Raw genomic sequence first — 16923 nt, 5'->3', positions numbered from 1 at the left:
CTCCTACAAATCCACAACAATCCCGCCACCCGTAGGAGCGGCTCCGCCGCTAAACTGTGGCAATACCACATGGAGGAGGACATTCCATTCACAAAGCTTTGTGCGCTCTACACCACTTGATCAGCGCCGCGGTTGACTCATCCAGCCCTGCAACATCGCCCTCCCCGCGCAGTGCCGGCAACAGGCGTCCCGCAAGCTGTTTTCCAATCTCCACGCCCCATTGGTCGAACGAATTGACTCCCCAGATCACGCCCTGCACGAATGTCTTGTGTTCATAGAGTGCCAGTAGTAGACCGAGGTAGCGGGCATCCAATTTTGGCAACAAGAGCAGCGTGGAAGGCTGGTTGCCTGTGAACACCTTGTGCGGCAGCAGCGCGGTCAGCTGCTCGCCAGACAGACCGGCCGCTTCAAGCTCGGAGCGCGCTTCCGCCTCCGTCTTGCCGAAGGCGAGCGCCGCCGCCTGGGCGAAACAGTTCGCCAACAGCGGGGCCTGGTGCCCGGGTAGTGGGAAATTACTCTCCACGGCAGCTATAAAGTCACAAGGTACAAGCCAACCACCCTGGTGCAGCAACTGGAAGAAGGCGTGCTGGCCATTCGAACCGATCGCCCCCCAGACCACCGGGTTGGCCTTACATTCCAAAGGTTGCCCGTCCCGCCCTACCGTCTTCCCGTTGGATTCCATCTCAAGCTGTTGAAGAAAGGCGGGCAGATAGCGCAGTGATTCATTATAGGGCAGAACGGCATTGGTTTCGGCGCCAAGAAAGTTGCTATTCCAGATACCGACCAGCGCCATCAGAACCGGTAGATTTTCTCCCAACGGCGCTTCCTGGAAGTGCCGGTCCATGGCCTCTGCTCCCTTTAACAAGGCCTCGAAGTTATCCATGCCAACGGCCAAAGCGATACTCACACCCACAGCCGACCAGAGGGAATAGCGCCCCCCCACCCAATCCCAGATACGGAATATATTTGGTTCCGGCAACCCGAAGTTCCTGGCGAGTTCAGGCACTGCGGTCACCGCAACAAAATGCCGCGCCATTACCTCTTCGGATTGACCTCCGGCTTTCGCGCACAACCAGTCACGGGCGGTGTGGGCATTGATAAGCGTCTCCTGGGTCGTGAACGATTTGCTCGCCACAACAAACAGCGTTGTGCGTGGATCCAGCTTATCCAGCAAAGGCGCAAGATTCGCACTATCCAGATTGGATATAAAGTGAAAGTTCAAACCCGGGTGCTGCCAGGCTGACAAGGCATGCACCGCCAGTTTCGGGCCAAGGTCTGACCCTCCTATGCCGATATTCACCACATCACGAATCGCGTCGCCGGAAAAACCCCGCCAGGAACCACTGCGAACGCAATCTGAAAAAGAACGCATTTTAGCGCGTACCGCGTATATTTCAGATAGTACACGCTGATCGAGCGCCGGGAACGTGCCCTTTTCGGAATACCTTAAGGCCGGATGAAGGACGGCTCGATTTTCACTGAAGTTTATCCTTTCTCCTGCAAACATACGGTCACGCCAACCCGGCACATCGGCGGCTTGCGCAAGGCCTAACAAAAGTTTCAGCGTTTGCTGCTTTAGCCGTTGCCGGGAAAAATCAACCAGCATCCCTCCAACTTCAAATGATAAATGCGAGAAACGCATCGGATCATCGGCAAAGCAGTCGCGAAGATGACAAGTTGCCATTCCGTCTCGATGTTGCAAGAGCATCCGCCACGCGGAAGTACGTGTAATATCCATAACACTTCGCCGTTATTCTTTGGGTACGTTACACAAGTGTATGTACGGTTTTCTGCTTTTTAGGTGCTGCCATGCAGCAGCACAGATTACGAGCGTGACTCTTTGAGATCCAGCATTAATCATGGCCAGATGACTTGTTTCACCCCGTTATCTGCTGGATGAAATAGACATGTTGCATGGATTTCTGGATTGCATCCGTAGGAGCGGCTTCGCCGCGAAAACCTTCGCGCCCGAGGCGCTCCTACAAATCCATAGCAACCTGAAGCTCCGTAGGAGCGGCTTCGCCGCGAAAACCTTCGCGCCAGAGGCGCTCCTACGGGGTGATTCACCAAGCTTGATAACACCAACAACTAACTGGGATAGAGCCTTTGTGAAGGCCCAGCTAGCGCCAGGCTGGGCAAAAAAGAGCACTACTCACCCGGCACGCAGCGTGAGTCGCTCGGCGTGAGCTGACGAATCACACGGTTCATTATGATTCGCCATCAAACTGTCCGTCAGCCGACAGCAGCTGTTCGTTATACACCCAGTCAACGATTTCATTGGTCGGTTGATAACCAGCCACGAGTTTTCTCAGTAGCGCGAGAATGATGTCGATGTTGTTATGACCAAGCACAATACGCAGTGTGTTTAAATCGGTCTCCAGTTGCGACCATGGAATAAAGGGATCCCGTGCCCGCTGAATGCGCGAGTGGACAGTGGGTTGAGGATCGTCACCAATAAGCAACTCCTCGTAGAGCTTCTCACCGGGACGTAACCCCGTAATGGAGATCTCGATATCGCCATCAGGGTTTTGTTCGTCCCGTACCATCAGGCCAGAGAGTTCAACCATTCGCCGGGCAAGATCGACGATCCTGATCGGCTCTCCCATATCCAGCACAAATACATCACCCCCTTTCGCCATGGCTCCAGCCTGGATCACCAACTGCGCCGCTTCAGGAATAGTCATGAAAAAGCGATTAATCTCGGGATGCGTCAGGGTGATCGGGCCGCCATCCCGAATCTGTTTGCGAAACTTCGGGATGACCGAACCGGAGGAGCCCAGCACATTCCCGAACCGGACCATCGACAGGGTCGTTTTCTTAGCACCCTGTTTACTGCCGGTTGCAATCCGCTGGCTGAGCGCCTGCAAGCACATCTCTGCCAAGCGCTTGCTGGCACCCATGACATTCGCCGGTCGCACCGCCTTGTCGGTGCTGATCAGTACAAAATCCGATACCCCTTTCTCGATGGCAGCCTGTGCGGTGATCAGCGTTCCAAGCACATTGTTTTTGACCCCCTCGGCCAGATTGTGCTCGACCATGGGAACATGCTTGTAGGCGGCGGCATGATAAATTGTGTCTGGCTGCCAGGCATCTATGATCTCGCGTATCCGCTCTTCATCCTGAACCGATGCGAGCAATGGAACGATCAGATGTGGTTTATCTCTTCCATCTGCCGACTGCAGCATCTCCAACTCGGAGTGAATGGCGTAGAGCGCGAACTCGCTGATCTCGACCAGCAGCAACCTGGCCGGTTTGAGCTTGATTATCTGGCGGCATAGTTCACTGCCAATCGAGCCACCGGCCCCCGTGACCAGCACCACATTTCCGCTAATGTTTTTGACCAGCAGGATGTGGTTTGGCGACACTGGCTCACGGCCAAGCAGGTCGTCCACGTCCAGTTCGCGAAGATCCGATGTAGTCACACGTCCTTCGGCCAGATCGGTCATTCTAGGCAAAGTGCGCACCACCACATGGGCATGGGCCTTCCGAATCGAATCCAGGATCTCGTTGCGTCGGCGTCGCGAAAGAGTCGGCATCGCCAGTAATACGGTGCGGATGCCAATTGTTTCCACCAATCCGGCCAGGTCGTCCGGGCTGTAGATCGGCAGACCGTTGAGCACATGTCCGTGCAGCCGGTCGTCATCGTCAAGAAAACCTGCAACCCGCATTTCTTGGCTATTAGCCATCGCCACCGCGAGCTGGCGCCCAGCGGTGCCTGCACCATAGATCAAGGCCTTGGGTAGATTCATTCGATGCAAAATATCTTTATACAACCCGCCCAGCCAAAACCGCGCCAGCGCCCGTGAAGCCCCCACGGCCAGCAGCAGGAGGAGAGGCTGAATGATACCAATGCTGCGCGGTACTCCGGGCAATCCCACCGCTGTTATGAGCGTCGCGTAGAGCAGGCCGTACAGCCCGAACGCACGCATCACGCTGCCGATGGCGGCCAGTGCAGAATAACGAAAAATTACCCGATAAAAGCCGTGGGTCACGAAAAGTGGAACTGCCAGCACCACCGAGGTCAGTACGGCCCACTGCGGCTGAAAAAAGCCCTCACCGCTAAAACGCACCCACTCCTCCAGGCGCAGAAAAAAGGCCAGCCAGACGGTCAGCACGCAAAGACAGATATCCACAACCAATACCAGGGCACGCTTTGCCGTGCGCGGCAGGGCCAGAACGGGAACCGCGAGTTTTTCGAGTGTCATGGAGTTTCCCAATTATGGAGTTTACCGGATGCGGTCTCCCGCTCCCTTACCAAGAACAGTGAGCACCAGGTATCGCACATAAGCCGACAGTGTCAGGCCAGCGAGCATGTCTGCATCGGTTGCAGCCAGCATTATTGGCGTGGACATATCAATACCGTTCACCTGCGCCAGTCCGGTAATGCCAGGCCTCGTCTCAAAAACCCCGCGCACTGCGCGTTCGGCAATCAACTCACGTTGGCTGAACAGACACGGTCGCGGGCCGACCAGGCTCATCTCACCCTTGAGGACATTCCATAGTTGCGGCAACTCATCCAGCTTGGTTCGGCGCAAAAACGATCCAAATGGCGTAACCGCGGAGGCATCGGCCAAATGCGTGGCCACCGAGGCGGTATCGGGTCGCATGGTGCGGAATTTGACCAGGATAAACGGCTGCTGATGGCGTCCTACGCGTACCTGCCGGAACAGCGGTGAGCCGGTATCGAGCAGGCCGAGAACAAAGAGCAGCAGTAACAGCGGTAGCGCGACCAGCAGGCCCAGCGCTGAAAACAGCACATCAAGTGCGCGTAGCATTGTCCGCCTTCACCTTACGATACCACTCCGCAGTCGCCACCAGGCCTGTCTGCATACTGTATGGCGGCGACCAGCCTATGAGTTCGGGGTCAGAGTAGAATGGCACTTACTTAAGGCGAATTGCAGGATTTTCGTCATTCCGGCGCAGGCCGGAATCCAGGAATACCGCCACCATTAAGCAGTCTGGATCCCGGCCTGCGCCGGGATGACGGTGGTTCTTGGCTTAAGTAAGTGCCATTCGGGTCAGAGTAACAAAACTAACTCATCAGGCAATGGCTTGTCGGTCACTCTTAGCGAAACCGTAGACGAATACAGCACGTTCTGCTGTCCGATACAGGATGATCGTGCGGAAACCACCAGATTTGCCTTGCCCTTGACGTGCCACACCCTGCTTGAGTACACCGCCACCGAGATCGGCATCGATTTGCCCTTTCCCTGCACGTTCAACAGTTTCGTAGGGTGGATAAGCCGGTAGGCGCATCCACCTTCCCAGCCACATCGACCAGGGTGCTACTGCTGGCTCCTACCGGCGCTGGCGTACGAACCCTTGTTTGCTGCACGACAGCGCCTCGTCGAAGACCACGGGTAATCCCCTACGAAAAAACCTTCAACGCCCCCCCCAATGCATATCGAATCCACTCCGAATCACACAATCCCCGACCCTACATCCTGAAGCGCGGAGCCTGTTGATCGTTCGAGAGAAAATCACGGGCCTGCTGGCACTGCTCCGCGACCAACGTCGTGAGATAACTCCAAAACGCCGGCTGCTCGACCGTTTCGGCGACCACTGCCGTCGGCAGGAAGCGACGCATTTCCGCGCGGAAGTCGTCATACAGTTGCGCCTCACTCAGCAACGCCTTTCGACGCTCGGCCAACAGTCCGAGGAATCGCTGCGTATCGCAGCGGTGGTCACGCAGCTTCAGCGGCACCAGAGCCAGGGGCAGCGCAACACCCTGCTGGTGCAACCAGGTCATATCCCAGAGATCGCGATTCTTCAGACGACCAGGCCGTAAAGCCAAGGCCAGCAGCTTGTCGGCCAGAATTTCTTCGCGACTTTCTGCCTGCACAATCAAGCCGCCGGTGCCCATGTCCACCCCGTAATGGTTACTCAGCATCATCGGCCGTGGTTCGTGGCTGGGAACGGCACAGATATCGATATTGATGCGCTGCGCCGGCAGATCGCGTTGCCCTGGGCGGGTCTGCACTTTCAACTTCCAGGTATCGACATTGCCCGTCTCACGGGAGGGCTCGCTGACCTCGACGGTCAAGCCATATTTGTCTTGCAAACGCTCGACCAGCACCCGCGCCAGCGTCGTCAGATTGTCCCTGCTGAAGTCCGCACCGCCGGTGAAATCCAAATCCTCGCTCAAGCGGCTAGAGCCATAGCAGGCACGCAAACAGGTACCACCGATGAAGGTCAATCTAGCCAGCAAACCGGCACTGCTCATCTCGCGCAGGATGTCGTGATGCAGCAACTCCTTCTCTACCACCATCCGCAACGGCGCAAACCCAGCCTTATTGCGCAGGGCTTCGTCCACCAGGTGGTCAAACAAGCTCATTTACGACACTCCAGTCGATCAGTTCCATGTTCCGCCGTGTAGCGCGCATATCTTGCAACGCCAGAGCGACCGAGGCACGCCACAGGTGGCAGCGCTGGTCATAGCGCAATTGCCCGGCGACATCATCCGGACGCTTGCGGGTATGCACGAACTCGATGGAGCCCCAGGCACCGCAGCGAATGATATTGCTGCGACCCGCCGACATCAGGGTGATCCAATTGATCGGAATCTGCGAAATCACCCCGGCATCGCTGAGCGCCGTTTCCAGACTGATGTAATTGAAGGTATCCGCCCGCAAGCGCGCAGCCGCATGAAACAGTAGCTGGCCGCGGGGATAGTCCACCCGCTCATACAGATACAGCCCACGACAAACCCGCGCGAGATGCCCCTCACTAACAGCCCGGCTGAGCAGCGTCTTGAATGCCGCATCGGACAGGGCTGGCAACAAAGCGCGCAAGTCCGCCAGACTAAACAGGTAGTGCTCGGCACTAGCCAGCTCGGCCAAGGCGCGGGTTAACTGCTTGATCGGCTGCATAAGGGATGACTCAGCACAAGGTTTCACTTAATGTAACTTAGTGTTGAGTAATATACAAAAAAACTCAACCCCCACCACAAAGCCTTGCCCGAGGTCGGGCCTCATACACAAAAGCCAAGCGCGCCACCCCCCTGTAGAAGCCGCGCCCTGTGGCGATAGCGGACACCGTCCGCTCAAAGCACCAAAAGCATCGCACCGCCATCCACCTACGCTAAACAGAATGCAGAACACCAAAGTCAGGTCGCACGCCCGCAAAACACTCACGACTTAGTCCTACCCTTCACCCACAAATACCGATGAACACGCGTGTAGGTTGGGTGTAACCAGCAGGTGCACATGTTTGGTCATGATCACCCAGACATACACAACCACCTGCTTGAGTTATGCGGGTATTTAATCCGAAAACCCTTCTCACAAGATGACGGTATCGGCAAGTTCGGCCGATGCCACTAATCCTGAGCCGCACTGACCCCGAACTCCCTTTCGAGTGTCATGAAATCTCCCAATTATGGGGTTTACCGGATGCGGTCTCCCGCCCCCTTACCAAGAACAGTGAGCACCAGGTATCGCACATAAGCCGACAGTGTCAGGCTGGCGAGCATGTCTGCATCGGTTTCAGCCAGCATTACTGGCGTGGACATATCAATACCGTTCACCTGCGCCAGCCCGGTAATGCCAGGCCTCGCCTCAAAAACCCCGCGCGCTGCACGTTCGGCAATCAACTCACGCTGGCTGAACAGGCACGGGCGCGGACCGACCAGGCTCATCTCCCCCTTGAGGACATTCCATAGCTGAGGTAACTCATCCAGCTTGGTCCGGCGTAAAAACGATCCAAATGGCGTAACCGCAGAGGCATCGGCCAAATGCGTGGCCACCGAAGCGGTATCGGGTCGCATGGTGCGGAATTTGACCAGGGTAAACGGTTGCTGATAGCGTCCCACGCGTACCTGCCGGAACAACGGTGAGCCGGTATCGAGCAGGCCGAGTACGAAGAGCAGCAGTAACAGCGGTAGCGCGACCAGCAGGCCCAGCGCTGAAAACAGCACATCAAGTGCGCGTAGCATGGTCCGCCTTCACCTTACGATACCACTCCGCAGTCGCCACCAGGCCTGTCTGCATGCTGTATGGCGGCGACCAGTTCAATTCTTCCCGTATTGGTTGGCTATCCACTGTCAGCGAGTCCAGCAACCGATTCACCACAGCCTGCTTACCCAATAGCTGTCCTACAAACCGCATCCAACGGCAGGGCACCGGCAGAAGACGCGCCGGTCGGCCCAAAGCACTCGCCATACGACGGATCAGCTCCGGCGTGGAAACATCGTCAACGTCACTCACCAGATAGGTCTTTCCGGTAGCAGCCGGGTGGTTCAGACAAACCCTGATTGCGTCGACCAGATTATCCACGTAAAGAAGACTGCGCCGGTTTTGAATCGCTCCAAAGGGCAGGGGAATGCCTTTGTCGATAGTCCGCATCATGCGCAGGAAATTTGCCCTTGCACCCGGCCCATACACCAGCGGCGGACGTAAAATGACCACCTCCATCCCGGTGTGCTCGGCAATCTCTTGCAATCCCTGCTCAGCCTCCCACTTGGAGATGGCATAGGGCCCAATGGGGATGGCAGGGTCATTGGCATGATAAGGCTCCTCGCGCCCCTCACCCAACACCTTCACGGTACTGAGAAACACAAATCGCCTAACGCCGCCGGCGGCGCATTGCCGCGCCAGATTCAGCGTGCCTTCGGTATTAACCTGTCGATACAACACCGCGGCGTCATCCTCCGCTTCTTGCATCCCATGCACGTGAGCAGCTAGATGCACCACTACATTCGGGGCCTCAGAAAGCGGCTTCCCCCAGTCTGTCCCTCCGTCGATGTGACCGACCGCATACTTGCCGTGCGTACACGCATGTCGAACGGTACGGATGAGGGAACAGCCCGATTCCTCCAGACCCGTACAAAGGCTCCTGCCAATGAGACCGTTAGCACCGGTGATTAAGACTTTCAAATGGCTATATACCAGTTAGGTGTTGCATGAGGGATCGTGCTTTTGTAGGAGTGGCCGCTCCCGGCATCCTGCCTCCCGCGGCATTAGCACTTCCTTGTGCGTCGCTTCGCCGCGAAAACCTTCGCGCCAGAGGCGCTCCTACGGGGTGATTTGACCGGCTTGATCAACACCAACAACTAACTGGAATAGAGCCTTCCAAATGGGCGTTCCAGGTTGTTCTCGCAAAAATTACTGCCTGCCGACGCGGATTGTAATCCATGTAACAGTAGCGCTCAGGAACCGGAAACGTCGCGGGGAAGTCGCCCGAGGTGCTTGGCAAAGTACCTTGCCATGCTTGACAGATGCCAGACCAGATAGCGGGGATTCTTTCGACTTGTACGTTGCGCGGCATGCACTACGGACACTACAGGTTGCAACATGACCTTCCACCCGGCCTTCCAAAGCCTGGCGCAAATGTCCACATCCTCATAGTAAAGAAAATACTTCTCATCGAAACCGCCGACATCAGCAAAAGCCTCTGCACGGAAGAACATGAACATCCCTGCCGCCCAATCCACAGCTGTTGGCCTCACCGTCTCAACGGGAAAGCGCCCCTCACTTAATCCCAAAGCCTTGCCGATGACGCCCAGAGGAGTCGGAAAGTAACGTATGCTGTCTTCCACTCCCCCCGTGGGGTTCAGTACCAACGGCACAACCAGCCCAACCTTTGGGTCATTCATTGCTGCCCGCAAGACCGGGAACGGATTGGACTCAATGCGTATGTCCGGATTTGCAACACAGTAGAAGGGCGAATCACAATATCGGAATGCAGTGTTGTGATTGGCGCCAAAGCCTTTTGGCGAGGAATTGTCGATATACTTGACACGAGACAGACGCGCATGACCCATGGAAGTCGATTCAGGAATATTTCTGGTCAAGATAATATCCACATCCAAGCATTGGGATTGGAGGTCAGCAAGCAAGAGGGATGTGAGTGTCGCCTGGCCGTGGCTGACAACGGAAACGCTGATATCACTCATAATTGCCGGCATTTTTATGTTGGACAAAGAATATCATGCGCAATATGAGCGTATAGAACGCATGATTCGATAAGCTTTTCGATAAATTATATGGGTCAAACTAATTTGCAATTCCACCCAAGCAGCCCGCTCATCGTGGCGTGGCCTGAACTCGCTCGTCAGCGGAGGGACTGGCAATTGCATAGAGTCAGGATCTCGCAAATAGTCTCGTAATATCTCCGGGCGATGAAATGTTTCGTAGCGTAGGCGTGACAGGCGTTTTTCACGTTCGAGCCTTTCAGGTTCAAGAGCAGTCAGATGCGCCAAGAGATCTTCTGGGTCTGCCCAACGAAATGCCTCTGGGTAAGCCAACTCCAATCCACTCAACACGCGCGAGAACATGTGCTGGTGCATGATTACGGGGATACCTGCACCCATAGCCTCAATAAGAGTCAACCCGGCCCCATAAGGGAATGACGCTATATAGACATCCACCTTATGTTCCTGCAAAGATTGCCAGACACTGGGCGTCCATTGAATATAAACAAAACGATCCTTCTGGACACCTTGCTTACGCATCTGGCTGTATATACGGTGCAGCGACCAAGGTGTTAATCTGCCAATGTGAATGTGCCGCCCCCCCGTTATCTTCAGCACATGGGGAATGGTATCCAGATAGCTGACGTAGTAAGGAATTTCAACTTTGTTGGAGCGTGCTGCCGTAGCCGTCGTCAGGTGGCCGCCACGCATAAACTCAGTTTGCAAAGGAATGTATTGCTTGTCCTCAAAAGTAAGCGGGAGATAGCGGTTATCTATACCCAACTTATCGCGACAATAGTGATAGCCCATGGGATGCAGATCCACATGGGTAAGATGATTCATGTGCACACCAAGGCAAAGATGATGGTCGCCGTGGTGGTGGAAACTTCCTTTTAGCTCAAGTTCCGGTATAAGCGCTGCTACTGCAACACTATCCTGATGATGGTTAAATAGATGAACATGCTCGGGTTGAACAGCATGCAACAAAGACTGCAACCACGTCAGTCGGGATTGCAGGTCCCCACGAGGAGCACACAGGAAGCGAATGTTGCCATCTTCAGCAAATAGCTTTGCCAGGTAGTTTTTATCTGAAGGGCCGCCAACCTCGGTTGACAAGATTAAGTGGTTCTTTTCCGGTTGCGATCGAACGAAGTCCTGAACCAGTCGCGAATGTCCCCCCGATTTTTGCAAGCTACTGACTATATAGGCAACCCTGGGGCGGATTGTCGAATCTGACCATGGATCTTCGTGCAACTTCCCCAAATTAACCAAATTCTGGCGCCCAATGTGTAGGCATAGTTGGTCGAGATCATGAGAAGCAAAAACCTGAGCGGCGCATATGGGCTCGGTAACTATCCGTTCGACGAAGTCGTGAATGATACGTAAGGCAAGGCTGACTCGCCCTTGGATAAGAGCGCTTTCTGTCTTACCTACGAGCGCGCGTACTGAACCTTGCAAAACACTCATTCGCAACTCTTTTACGATCAGATATAAGAGAGAAGGTCTTCAGCCGAATCGACCTCCCCCCATTCGCCTTCATAAGGAACAGCGGCAATAGCAACATGCCCCGCATCGATGACCTTTTGCAGTATGCCCGTCATGTGCATCTTGTCGCTTTGCTCGGGCAAGAGGCTCGAGCGAATGCGAACCACTTCCGTCCAACCTTTGGGAGTAAAACGCAGTAGGCCCATATATTGCCCTTGCACTTCTTCGACGGACTGAGGCTTGTTTCCGATTTCAGCCAACGTACCCTCCGGTCTCAGACCGAACGTTTCCGCATCTAGCAGTGGATCGCCGAAGCGCCGCGTCCAAAGTTCCAGCCAGTTCGGGTCATAGGTCACCGCGAGCGCAGTCGGGAATTGCATCAGTGACTGCACCGCCGCTGCGCCGTAAAAGATGTCTGAATAGCTGACGATGCACGATTCGCTGCTCAGCCACTCATCCGCACACGCCAGCGACGACACCATGTTTGTCTCTGCCCAGCGGGGATTGTGGAACTCAACCAATCCTCGATTGGCGAGCAACTCGCGCTTGTAGCCAGTAACGATGGCGATCTCGACAATACCCGCAGACCGCAAGGCTTCCAGTTGCCAATCGAGAAGTGCTTTGCCGCGCAACTCAACCAAGCACTTTGGGCGTTCATCGGTCAGGTTTTTCATGCGGCTACCACGGCCGGCGGCAAGGATAATGGCTTTCATGTAAAGAGTCCCAGAATTCCCTCTATATCTTGAGGTCCTGGCTCCAACTCGCGCTCTGGGTGCCACATCCATCCCTCCCAGGGCAACATAGAGTGCCGGATGGCCTCGATGCAGCCATCCTCGGATTTAGCTAGAACCTTGTAACCGGGGGGACCTTCAATCAAGGCGAGATTGTGAAAACTGTTAACCATACCGTCACGCATGCCGTGAATCACATGCCGGGTTGCCACATGACCTTCGACAGGAACCAATGCGGTTCCTGCCCGGTGAGCCATTACCTGCATGCCGCGACAGATTCCGAGAACAGGGATCAAACACTCCTCCGCCCAGTCAAGAAGCTTAAGCTCAGTGGCGTCACGTAGCGGCACACTGCCGATGTCATTACCTCCGCTCAGAATCACCCGGTCGATGCCCCATCCCTGGCAATATGCCACGATGTTATCCGGTCCTAGATTAGGTAATGACATCCAATGTGCGCCAGGTAACGCTTTCGCCAGAAATCGGCTCCAGTTTTGTGCAAGACCATCCCGATCCTCTACATAACCGCTGGCTGCCATGACCCGTGAGGTAACGCCTAATCTCAATTTCAGGCTCTCCCAAACGGTTTCAGGACTTTCTGGCCACAATCAAGTTCGGCCTGCCCGCAGGATACGATGAGGTCATACAGCTGAGTACCACAACCAATGGCGGCGGGAATACCAAGTTCTGCACAACGTATTGCCATATGGGAATTGGCCCCACCAAACTTAGTGACCAGTGCACCTGGCGCTTTGGTAAATATCCAATCAAAACCCGGATCGGCACTTTCGATGCACACAATGTGACCCTTTAGACAAATCTTGGCGAAAGTCTTTGCTGTAATTTCGACGATTTTTCCGGAGGCCTTTGATGCTCCTATAAAATTCGGGACGCTACGATTTTGGGTAGCCACATATAGATCTTCCACATCGAAAATGATGTGGCTGAAGCGGAATGATTGTGATGTCACGGTTTTCCGCCTGCCTGTTTCAGCCAGATCGAATAAATATTGGTCAATATGGTTACTGACTGGCTCAAACAAACAATCAGCGAGGTTAGCCCATGAGATGAAAGAGAGATCGTCCCGCGACAGTCCGTGCAGTTGACCCCAATGATTAATTGCGTTTAGCGCGTTCGATAATACTTTGGTAAAAAGAAACTTCACATACTCGCGCCCAGCGATAGCGTGCTTAGCATATTCGAGAAATTCAGCAGGTGTGAGCACATCTATCCCAGCTTGCTGCAACAGCCTTTCCAGCGCCCCGCTTTCCGAAGCGTCAAACGTAAACGCTTTGTGCGAACTGCTAGGAATTCCAGCCGATTCTGCGTCAAACAGGTCATCTCTTTCATCGTAACTCAGAGAGGTAATTTCGTAAGTGCCTGGGCGAAGGTGGCCGTATTTCGATAAAAACTCATTGGGCGAAATGACACCTTCACATGCCTGATCATAGGCATGGACCATTTCACTGGTCACGGTGCGGATACTACGCCTAAGCTCTGTCAGACGGGTATCGCTCAGCACTCCATTACGCACAGCCGAGCGGAGCAAACTTTCTGCCACAAAGGCGTGACGCGCTGCAATTGCAAACGGTAACGAACCATACTCCCTGCACTGGCCCAGCAAAAAGGCAGCACGAGCCAGCCACGAATTACCATCATTCTCATTTTGCAGAACGAAATTTTGCTCCAATGCACGAACGCAATTCAGCGCTTGATCCAAGCTATTTTTTTCACTTTGCGCCAGCAAGGATCGAGTCAACTTGCACAATGCATTGCGATAGACCTGAAACTCCTGACTCGAAAGCAGGTCAGGGTAGCGTGCTTGGAAATCATTATCAAAGCAAAAATCTATGCAAGTTGGCACAATTTCGAATTCAACCTTGTCGTGCAGTTCTGGACACGCTTCAAGCCTGTCAAGCCAAGCGTTAATTAGCCGTTCCCCAATTGGTTCAGGCAGATCTCGCGGCAGGAATGAGTTGAAACTTAGGCGCACATCAATATAAGGGTGACCACTCAATAGGACCATGAGCTCATTGAGCGGTAGTTCCCTGTAACCCATTTGGGCACGCGCCTTACACCAGATATCTCGAGTGATCAGTTCCCGATAAAGGCTCGCAGCTAGCGGACGCGGTGTAGTGCCGATAATTTCGGCAGGATTCCAATCCGGCATGACAGCCAGTATTGTGCGTTCGCCTAAGACACCATCTCTCCTACGGGAGCAGTTCCGGATAAAATCAGATACGTACTGTATCTGTCGCTTCACCCTGATCTCTGCAGAAGGATGCCAACTCTGCGCCAATACAATACGACGGACCTGGAACAAAGTTAGCTGCCCATCCCTGGCCATGCCGAACTCAATATCGAGCGCTGAACAATTGCAAACTATTTCCAGCTCTCGCGCCAAGGCAAGGAAAGCGGCTATACGAGACGAACGAATATTGGCATGATCGGCATGACGATAGACATATAAGCCCTTATGTATGGCGCTGCCACAGGTCACTACGTCTGTTCGGCCGGATTCATCTTCGTATTCGATGCAATAGTAAGGAGCGCCATGAACCATATCGTAGGTCATGATGACACCGCTGAGCACCATATCTTCTGCCATTACTTGGATAAGCACTTGGTCTCGAGGATCCCCGGACATGGAGGTAACCACCCTGTCGATCGTTGTTGCTAACTCGTGCTCGGAATTACTCACCTTGAGAACACTCAGAAAGGCACCTGCGTGCGAGGAAGCCGCACCGTCCTCTACCACCGCACTGCTACGCACCGCAAGTAGTGACTTTCCGAACCTGTCACCTATAGTCCTCAATACGATCTGGCGATCAGACGCCCATTGTTCGATCGTGAAGTGGAATAGCTCGGGAATAAGTGCCCCCTGAAGCTTCGATCTCAATCGGATCAATGTTTCAGCTTTTGTGCCGAAGGTGAAACCCTGCGGAGGAGGGAGGACACTCATTGACATCTACCCTGTCTGAGCGAGAGTATGCTTAAGTGCTTCAGAATAGGATGAATCACATAGTAAGGTGTGCCTCGATGCAGGAACTGCGACTCGACTGCAGGAAGCTGCCCTGTCGTTTTGTACTCTACCAAGACACGCGCCATTAGGTCAGCCCGGATAGCGCTATCGTAAACTCGATCTATATCTATTTCAGTTGAAGGGCGGGGGTAATGGCGCTGTGCCACCACAGGTCCAGTGTCGATTTCACTATCGAGAATAATGGCGCTAACTGCCGGCAGTTTACCTTCAAGCATGGCGTAGTAAAGCGTGGTACTGCCGCGATAATCTGGAAGCCAACCAGAATGCATGTGAAGAAATTTAGGGCCGAGAGCAAGAGTTTTCTCAGAAACAATTTGACCGCCGGACCCTGAATAAATAAGGATGTCCGGCGATGCTATAGAGATAGCCTCATGAGTCAACTCTGCATTTACATCGTTCTCGGCAACATGAACTATCGGGACTTCCGCATGTTCGCATGTACTGGCGACCGACTCATTCAGGTCGGGCAAGAGTATCCCTTCCCATTCTTTTTTATCACCCACCTTTTTTGATACATCCGACGCATTCCCCCCAAGAAGGATGACACTTTCAGGAAGCATCCCCCAAGCAACCAGAGTCTGAATATACGCTTTGGACCTTGACGTCCTCGCAGCAAGTAATACGACTCCCTGGAGGACACAGTAAGGAGCTGTGCTCATATAACCACCTGTTCAACTGAAAAGACCTGCTCAACTCCCAAACGATTAGCCAGTTTTTCGACATGATCCTGCTCACGCCTAGCCAAGTTTTTTACCCTCTCCAACTGAATTTCTTCTAGTCTGTCAACACAAGAAGTTAATGTATCCATGCACTTAAGAAGCACATTCAAGTACTGAAGCTTCCCACTCGATTGGAAGGCCAGGTCCATCAACTCAGCGAAAAGAACATAACGTTCGCTGCTGTCGTAGTCGGTTGGATCAACGGGACGCCAGTTGGTGTTGTATTCACCATGCAGACGCTTGCTTACTTCAAATCGCTGCAGCAATTTATCAATTATCAGCCAAACTGTAGGCTCATCCTCTCCTCGCGCCAAGGTCAACAATAAACCGGCAAGAACTACATCCGTTGGCTTATTTAGGCCAGATCCTGGAGCGATACTGCAAGTTACTTTAAGAGAGTTGGCGCGCTGATTCTGCCATGCGATAAACAGATCGCGCCCGAGGTAAGGGGAATAAAAATAAGTATTCCTATCCTCGAGACGGTTGCCCGTGCCATAGGGATAGTTGCTCATTTAAGCAGTCCCGCCGCCTTGAGAACTTGAGTAGCAAGTTCATCAGGCATTTCCAAACTACCGGAAGAATCAATCACCATATCAGCTCTATCAGGCCGTGCAAACGGAATATCAATACCTACAACATTGCTTACCTGGCCTCGCCGCGCCGCGGCATATAAACCTTTTACATCTCTTGCTTCAAGTACTTCCAACGGGGCATCCATAAACACCTCGAAATAGTCACTAAACCGTTCTCGATTACCTGCTCGCATCTCTGGAAAGATTGACAGAATGCAGCACACCACATGTATTCCCTGCCTATCGAGCATTTCGCACAAGGCGGTGAGCCGTTCAGCATTGATTCGGCGTCCTTCAATGGTGTATGGGGCTTCACCATGATCATGCGTAAAGATTTCACGAACCTCGTCGCCATCGAGTAACACCGTATTTGAGGCAAACTTCCGGGATTTCTTAGCGACCTCTCTCCCGAGCGTCGTCTTTCCCGAACCCGACATGCCAATGAGCCAAATGACCATAACCT

16 protein-coding genes are annotated in these 16923 nt (G+C 53.8%); all 16 read right to left on the bottom strand.

The window, feature by feature from the left end:
- Window positions 1–88: 88 nt before the first annotated feature.
- The 16 genes from pgi to O9K64_RS16905 all read right to left on the bottom strand — a co-directional run bounded on the left by pgi (window position 89) and on the right by O9K64_RS16905 (window position 16918).
- Window positions 89–1738, bottom strand: a complete 1650-nt coding sequence (gene pgi, locus O9K64_RS16980) for a glucose-6-phosphate isomerase (RefSeq protein WP_275099295.1) — start codon at window positions 1736–1738, stop codon at window positions 89–91.
- A gap of 469 nt (window positions 1739–2207) precedes the next feature.
- The gene (locus O9K64_RS16975) at window positions 2208–4205 is read right to left on the bottom strand and encodes a polysaccharide biosynthesis protein (RefSeq protein ID WP_275099294.1); all 1998 of its coding nucleotides are present in this window, start codon (window positions 4203–4205) and stop codon (window positions 2208–2210) included.
- Between the two features lie 21 nt (window positions 4206–4226).
- A complete protein-coding gene (locus O9K64_RS16970) occupies window positions 4227–4775 on the bottom strand; it encodes a sugar transferase (RefSeq protein WP_275099293.1) in 549 nt (182 codons plus the stop codon).
- A 265-nt stretch (window positions 4776–5040) separates the two neighbouring features.
- Window positions 5041–5256, bottom strand: coding sequence for a type II toxin-antitoxin system RelE/ParE family toxin (locus O9K64_RS16965; protein ID WP_275099291.1), 216 nt, complete (start codon window positions 5254–5256; stop codon window positions 5041–5043).
- Between the two features lie 181 nt (window positions 5257–5437).
- Window positions 5438–6334, bottom strand: coding sequence for a nucleotidyl transferase AbiEii/AbiGii toxin family protein (locus tag O9K64_RS16960; RefSeq protein WP_275099289.1), 897 nt, complete (start codon window positions 6332–6334; stop codon window positions 5438–5440).
- Window positions 6321–6869, bottom strand: coding sequence for a type IV toxin-antitoxin system AbiEi family antitoxin (abiEi, locus tag O9K64_RS16955; RefSeq protein WP_275099288.1), 549 nt, complete (start codon window positions 6867–6869; stop codon window positions 6321–6323). Before abiEi ends, O9K64_RS16960 begins: the two co-directional genes overlap by 14 nt.
- Before the next feature lie 515 nt (window positions 6870–7384).
- Window positions 7385–7933 carry a sugar transferase gene (locus tag O9K64_RS16950; RefSeq protein ID WP_275099287.1) on the bottom strand — a complete coding sequence of 183 codons (549 nt, stop codon included), beginning with the start codon at window positions 7931–7933 and terminating at the stop codon, window positions 7385–7387.
- The gene (locus O9K64_RS16945; RefSeq protein ID WP_275099286.1) at window positions 7917–8873 is read right to left on the bottom strand and encodes a UDP-glucose 4-epimerase family protein; all 957 of its coding nucleotides are present in this window, start codon (window positions 8871–8873) and stop codon (window positions 7917–7919) included. The genes O9K64_RS16950 and O9K64_RS16945 overlap by 17 nt, the downstream gene beginning before the upstream one ends.
- 272 nt (window positions 8874–9145) lie before the next feature.
- Entirely contained in the window at window positions 9146–9919 is a 774-nt protein-coding gene (locus tag O9K64_RS16940; protein ID WP_335342310.1) for a glycosyltransferase family 2 protein, read from the bottom strand.
- Window positions 9920–9925: 6 nt separating this feature from the next.
- Window positions 9926–11377, bottom strand: coding sequence for a glycosyltransferase (locus O9K64_RS16935; RefSeq protein WP_275099285.1), 1452 nt, complete (start codon window positions 11375–11377; stop codon window positions 9926–9928).
- Window positions 11378–11394: 17 nt separating this feature from the next.
- Window positions 11395–12108 (bottom strand): phosphocholine cytidylyltransferase family protein, encoded by a 714-nt coding sequence (locus O9K64_RS16930; protein ID WP_275099284.1) that lies wholly within the window; start codon window positions 12106–12108, stop codon window positions 11395–11397.
- Window positions 12105–12665, bottom strand: coding sequence for a gamma-glutamyl-gamma-aminobutyrate hydrolase family protein (locus O9K64_RS16925; protein ID WP_275099283.1), 561 nt, complete (start codon window positions 12663–12665; stop codon window positions 12105–12107). Before O9K64_RS16925 ends, O9K64_RS16930 begins: the two co-directional genes overlap by 4 nt.
- A 29-nt stretch (window positions 12666–12694) precedes the next feature.
- Window positions 12695–15088, bottom strand: a complete 2394-nt coding sequence (locus O9K64_RS16920; protein ID WP_275099282.1) for a PEP-utilizing enzyme — start codon at window positions 15086–15088, stop codon at window positions 12695–12697.
- Window positions 15085–15729: a formyltransferase family protein gene (locus O9K64_RS16915; protein ID WP_275099281.1), complete on the bottom strand. Its 645-nt coding sequence runs from the start codon at window positions 15727–15729 to the stop codon at window positions 15085–15087. Before O9K64_RS16915 ends, O9K64_RS16920 begins: the two co-directional genes overlap by 4 nt.
- Before the next feature lie 95 nt (window positions 15730–15824).
- Window positions 15825–16400, bottom strand: coding sequence for a hypothetical protein (locus O9K64_RS16910; protein ID WP_275099280.1), 576 nt, complete (start codon window positions 16398–16400; stop codon window positions 15825–15827).
- Complete coding sequence (locus O9K64_RS16905) at window positions 16397–16918, bottom strand: adenylyl-sulfate kinase (RefSeq protein WP_275099279.1); 522 nt, start codon at window positions 16916–16918, stop codon at window positions 16397–16399. The genes O9K64_RS16910 and O9K64_RS16905 overlap by 4 nt, the downstream gene beginning before the upstream one ends.
- Window positions 16919–16923: the final 5 nt, after the last annotated feature.

This window comes from Sedimenticola hydrogenitrophicus, assembly GCF_029017505.1.
Classification (GTDB): domain Bacteria; phylum Pseudomonadota; class Gammaproteobacteria; order Chromatiales; family Chromatiaceae; genus Sedimenticola; species Sedimenticola hydrogenitrophicus_A.
This window is presented reverse-complemented; position numbering and strand designations above follow the sequence as displayed.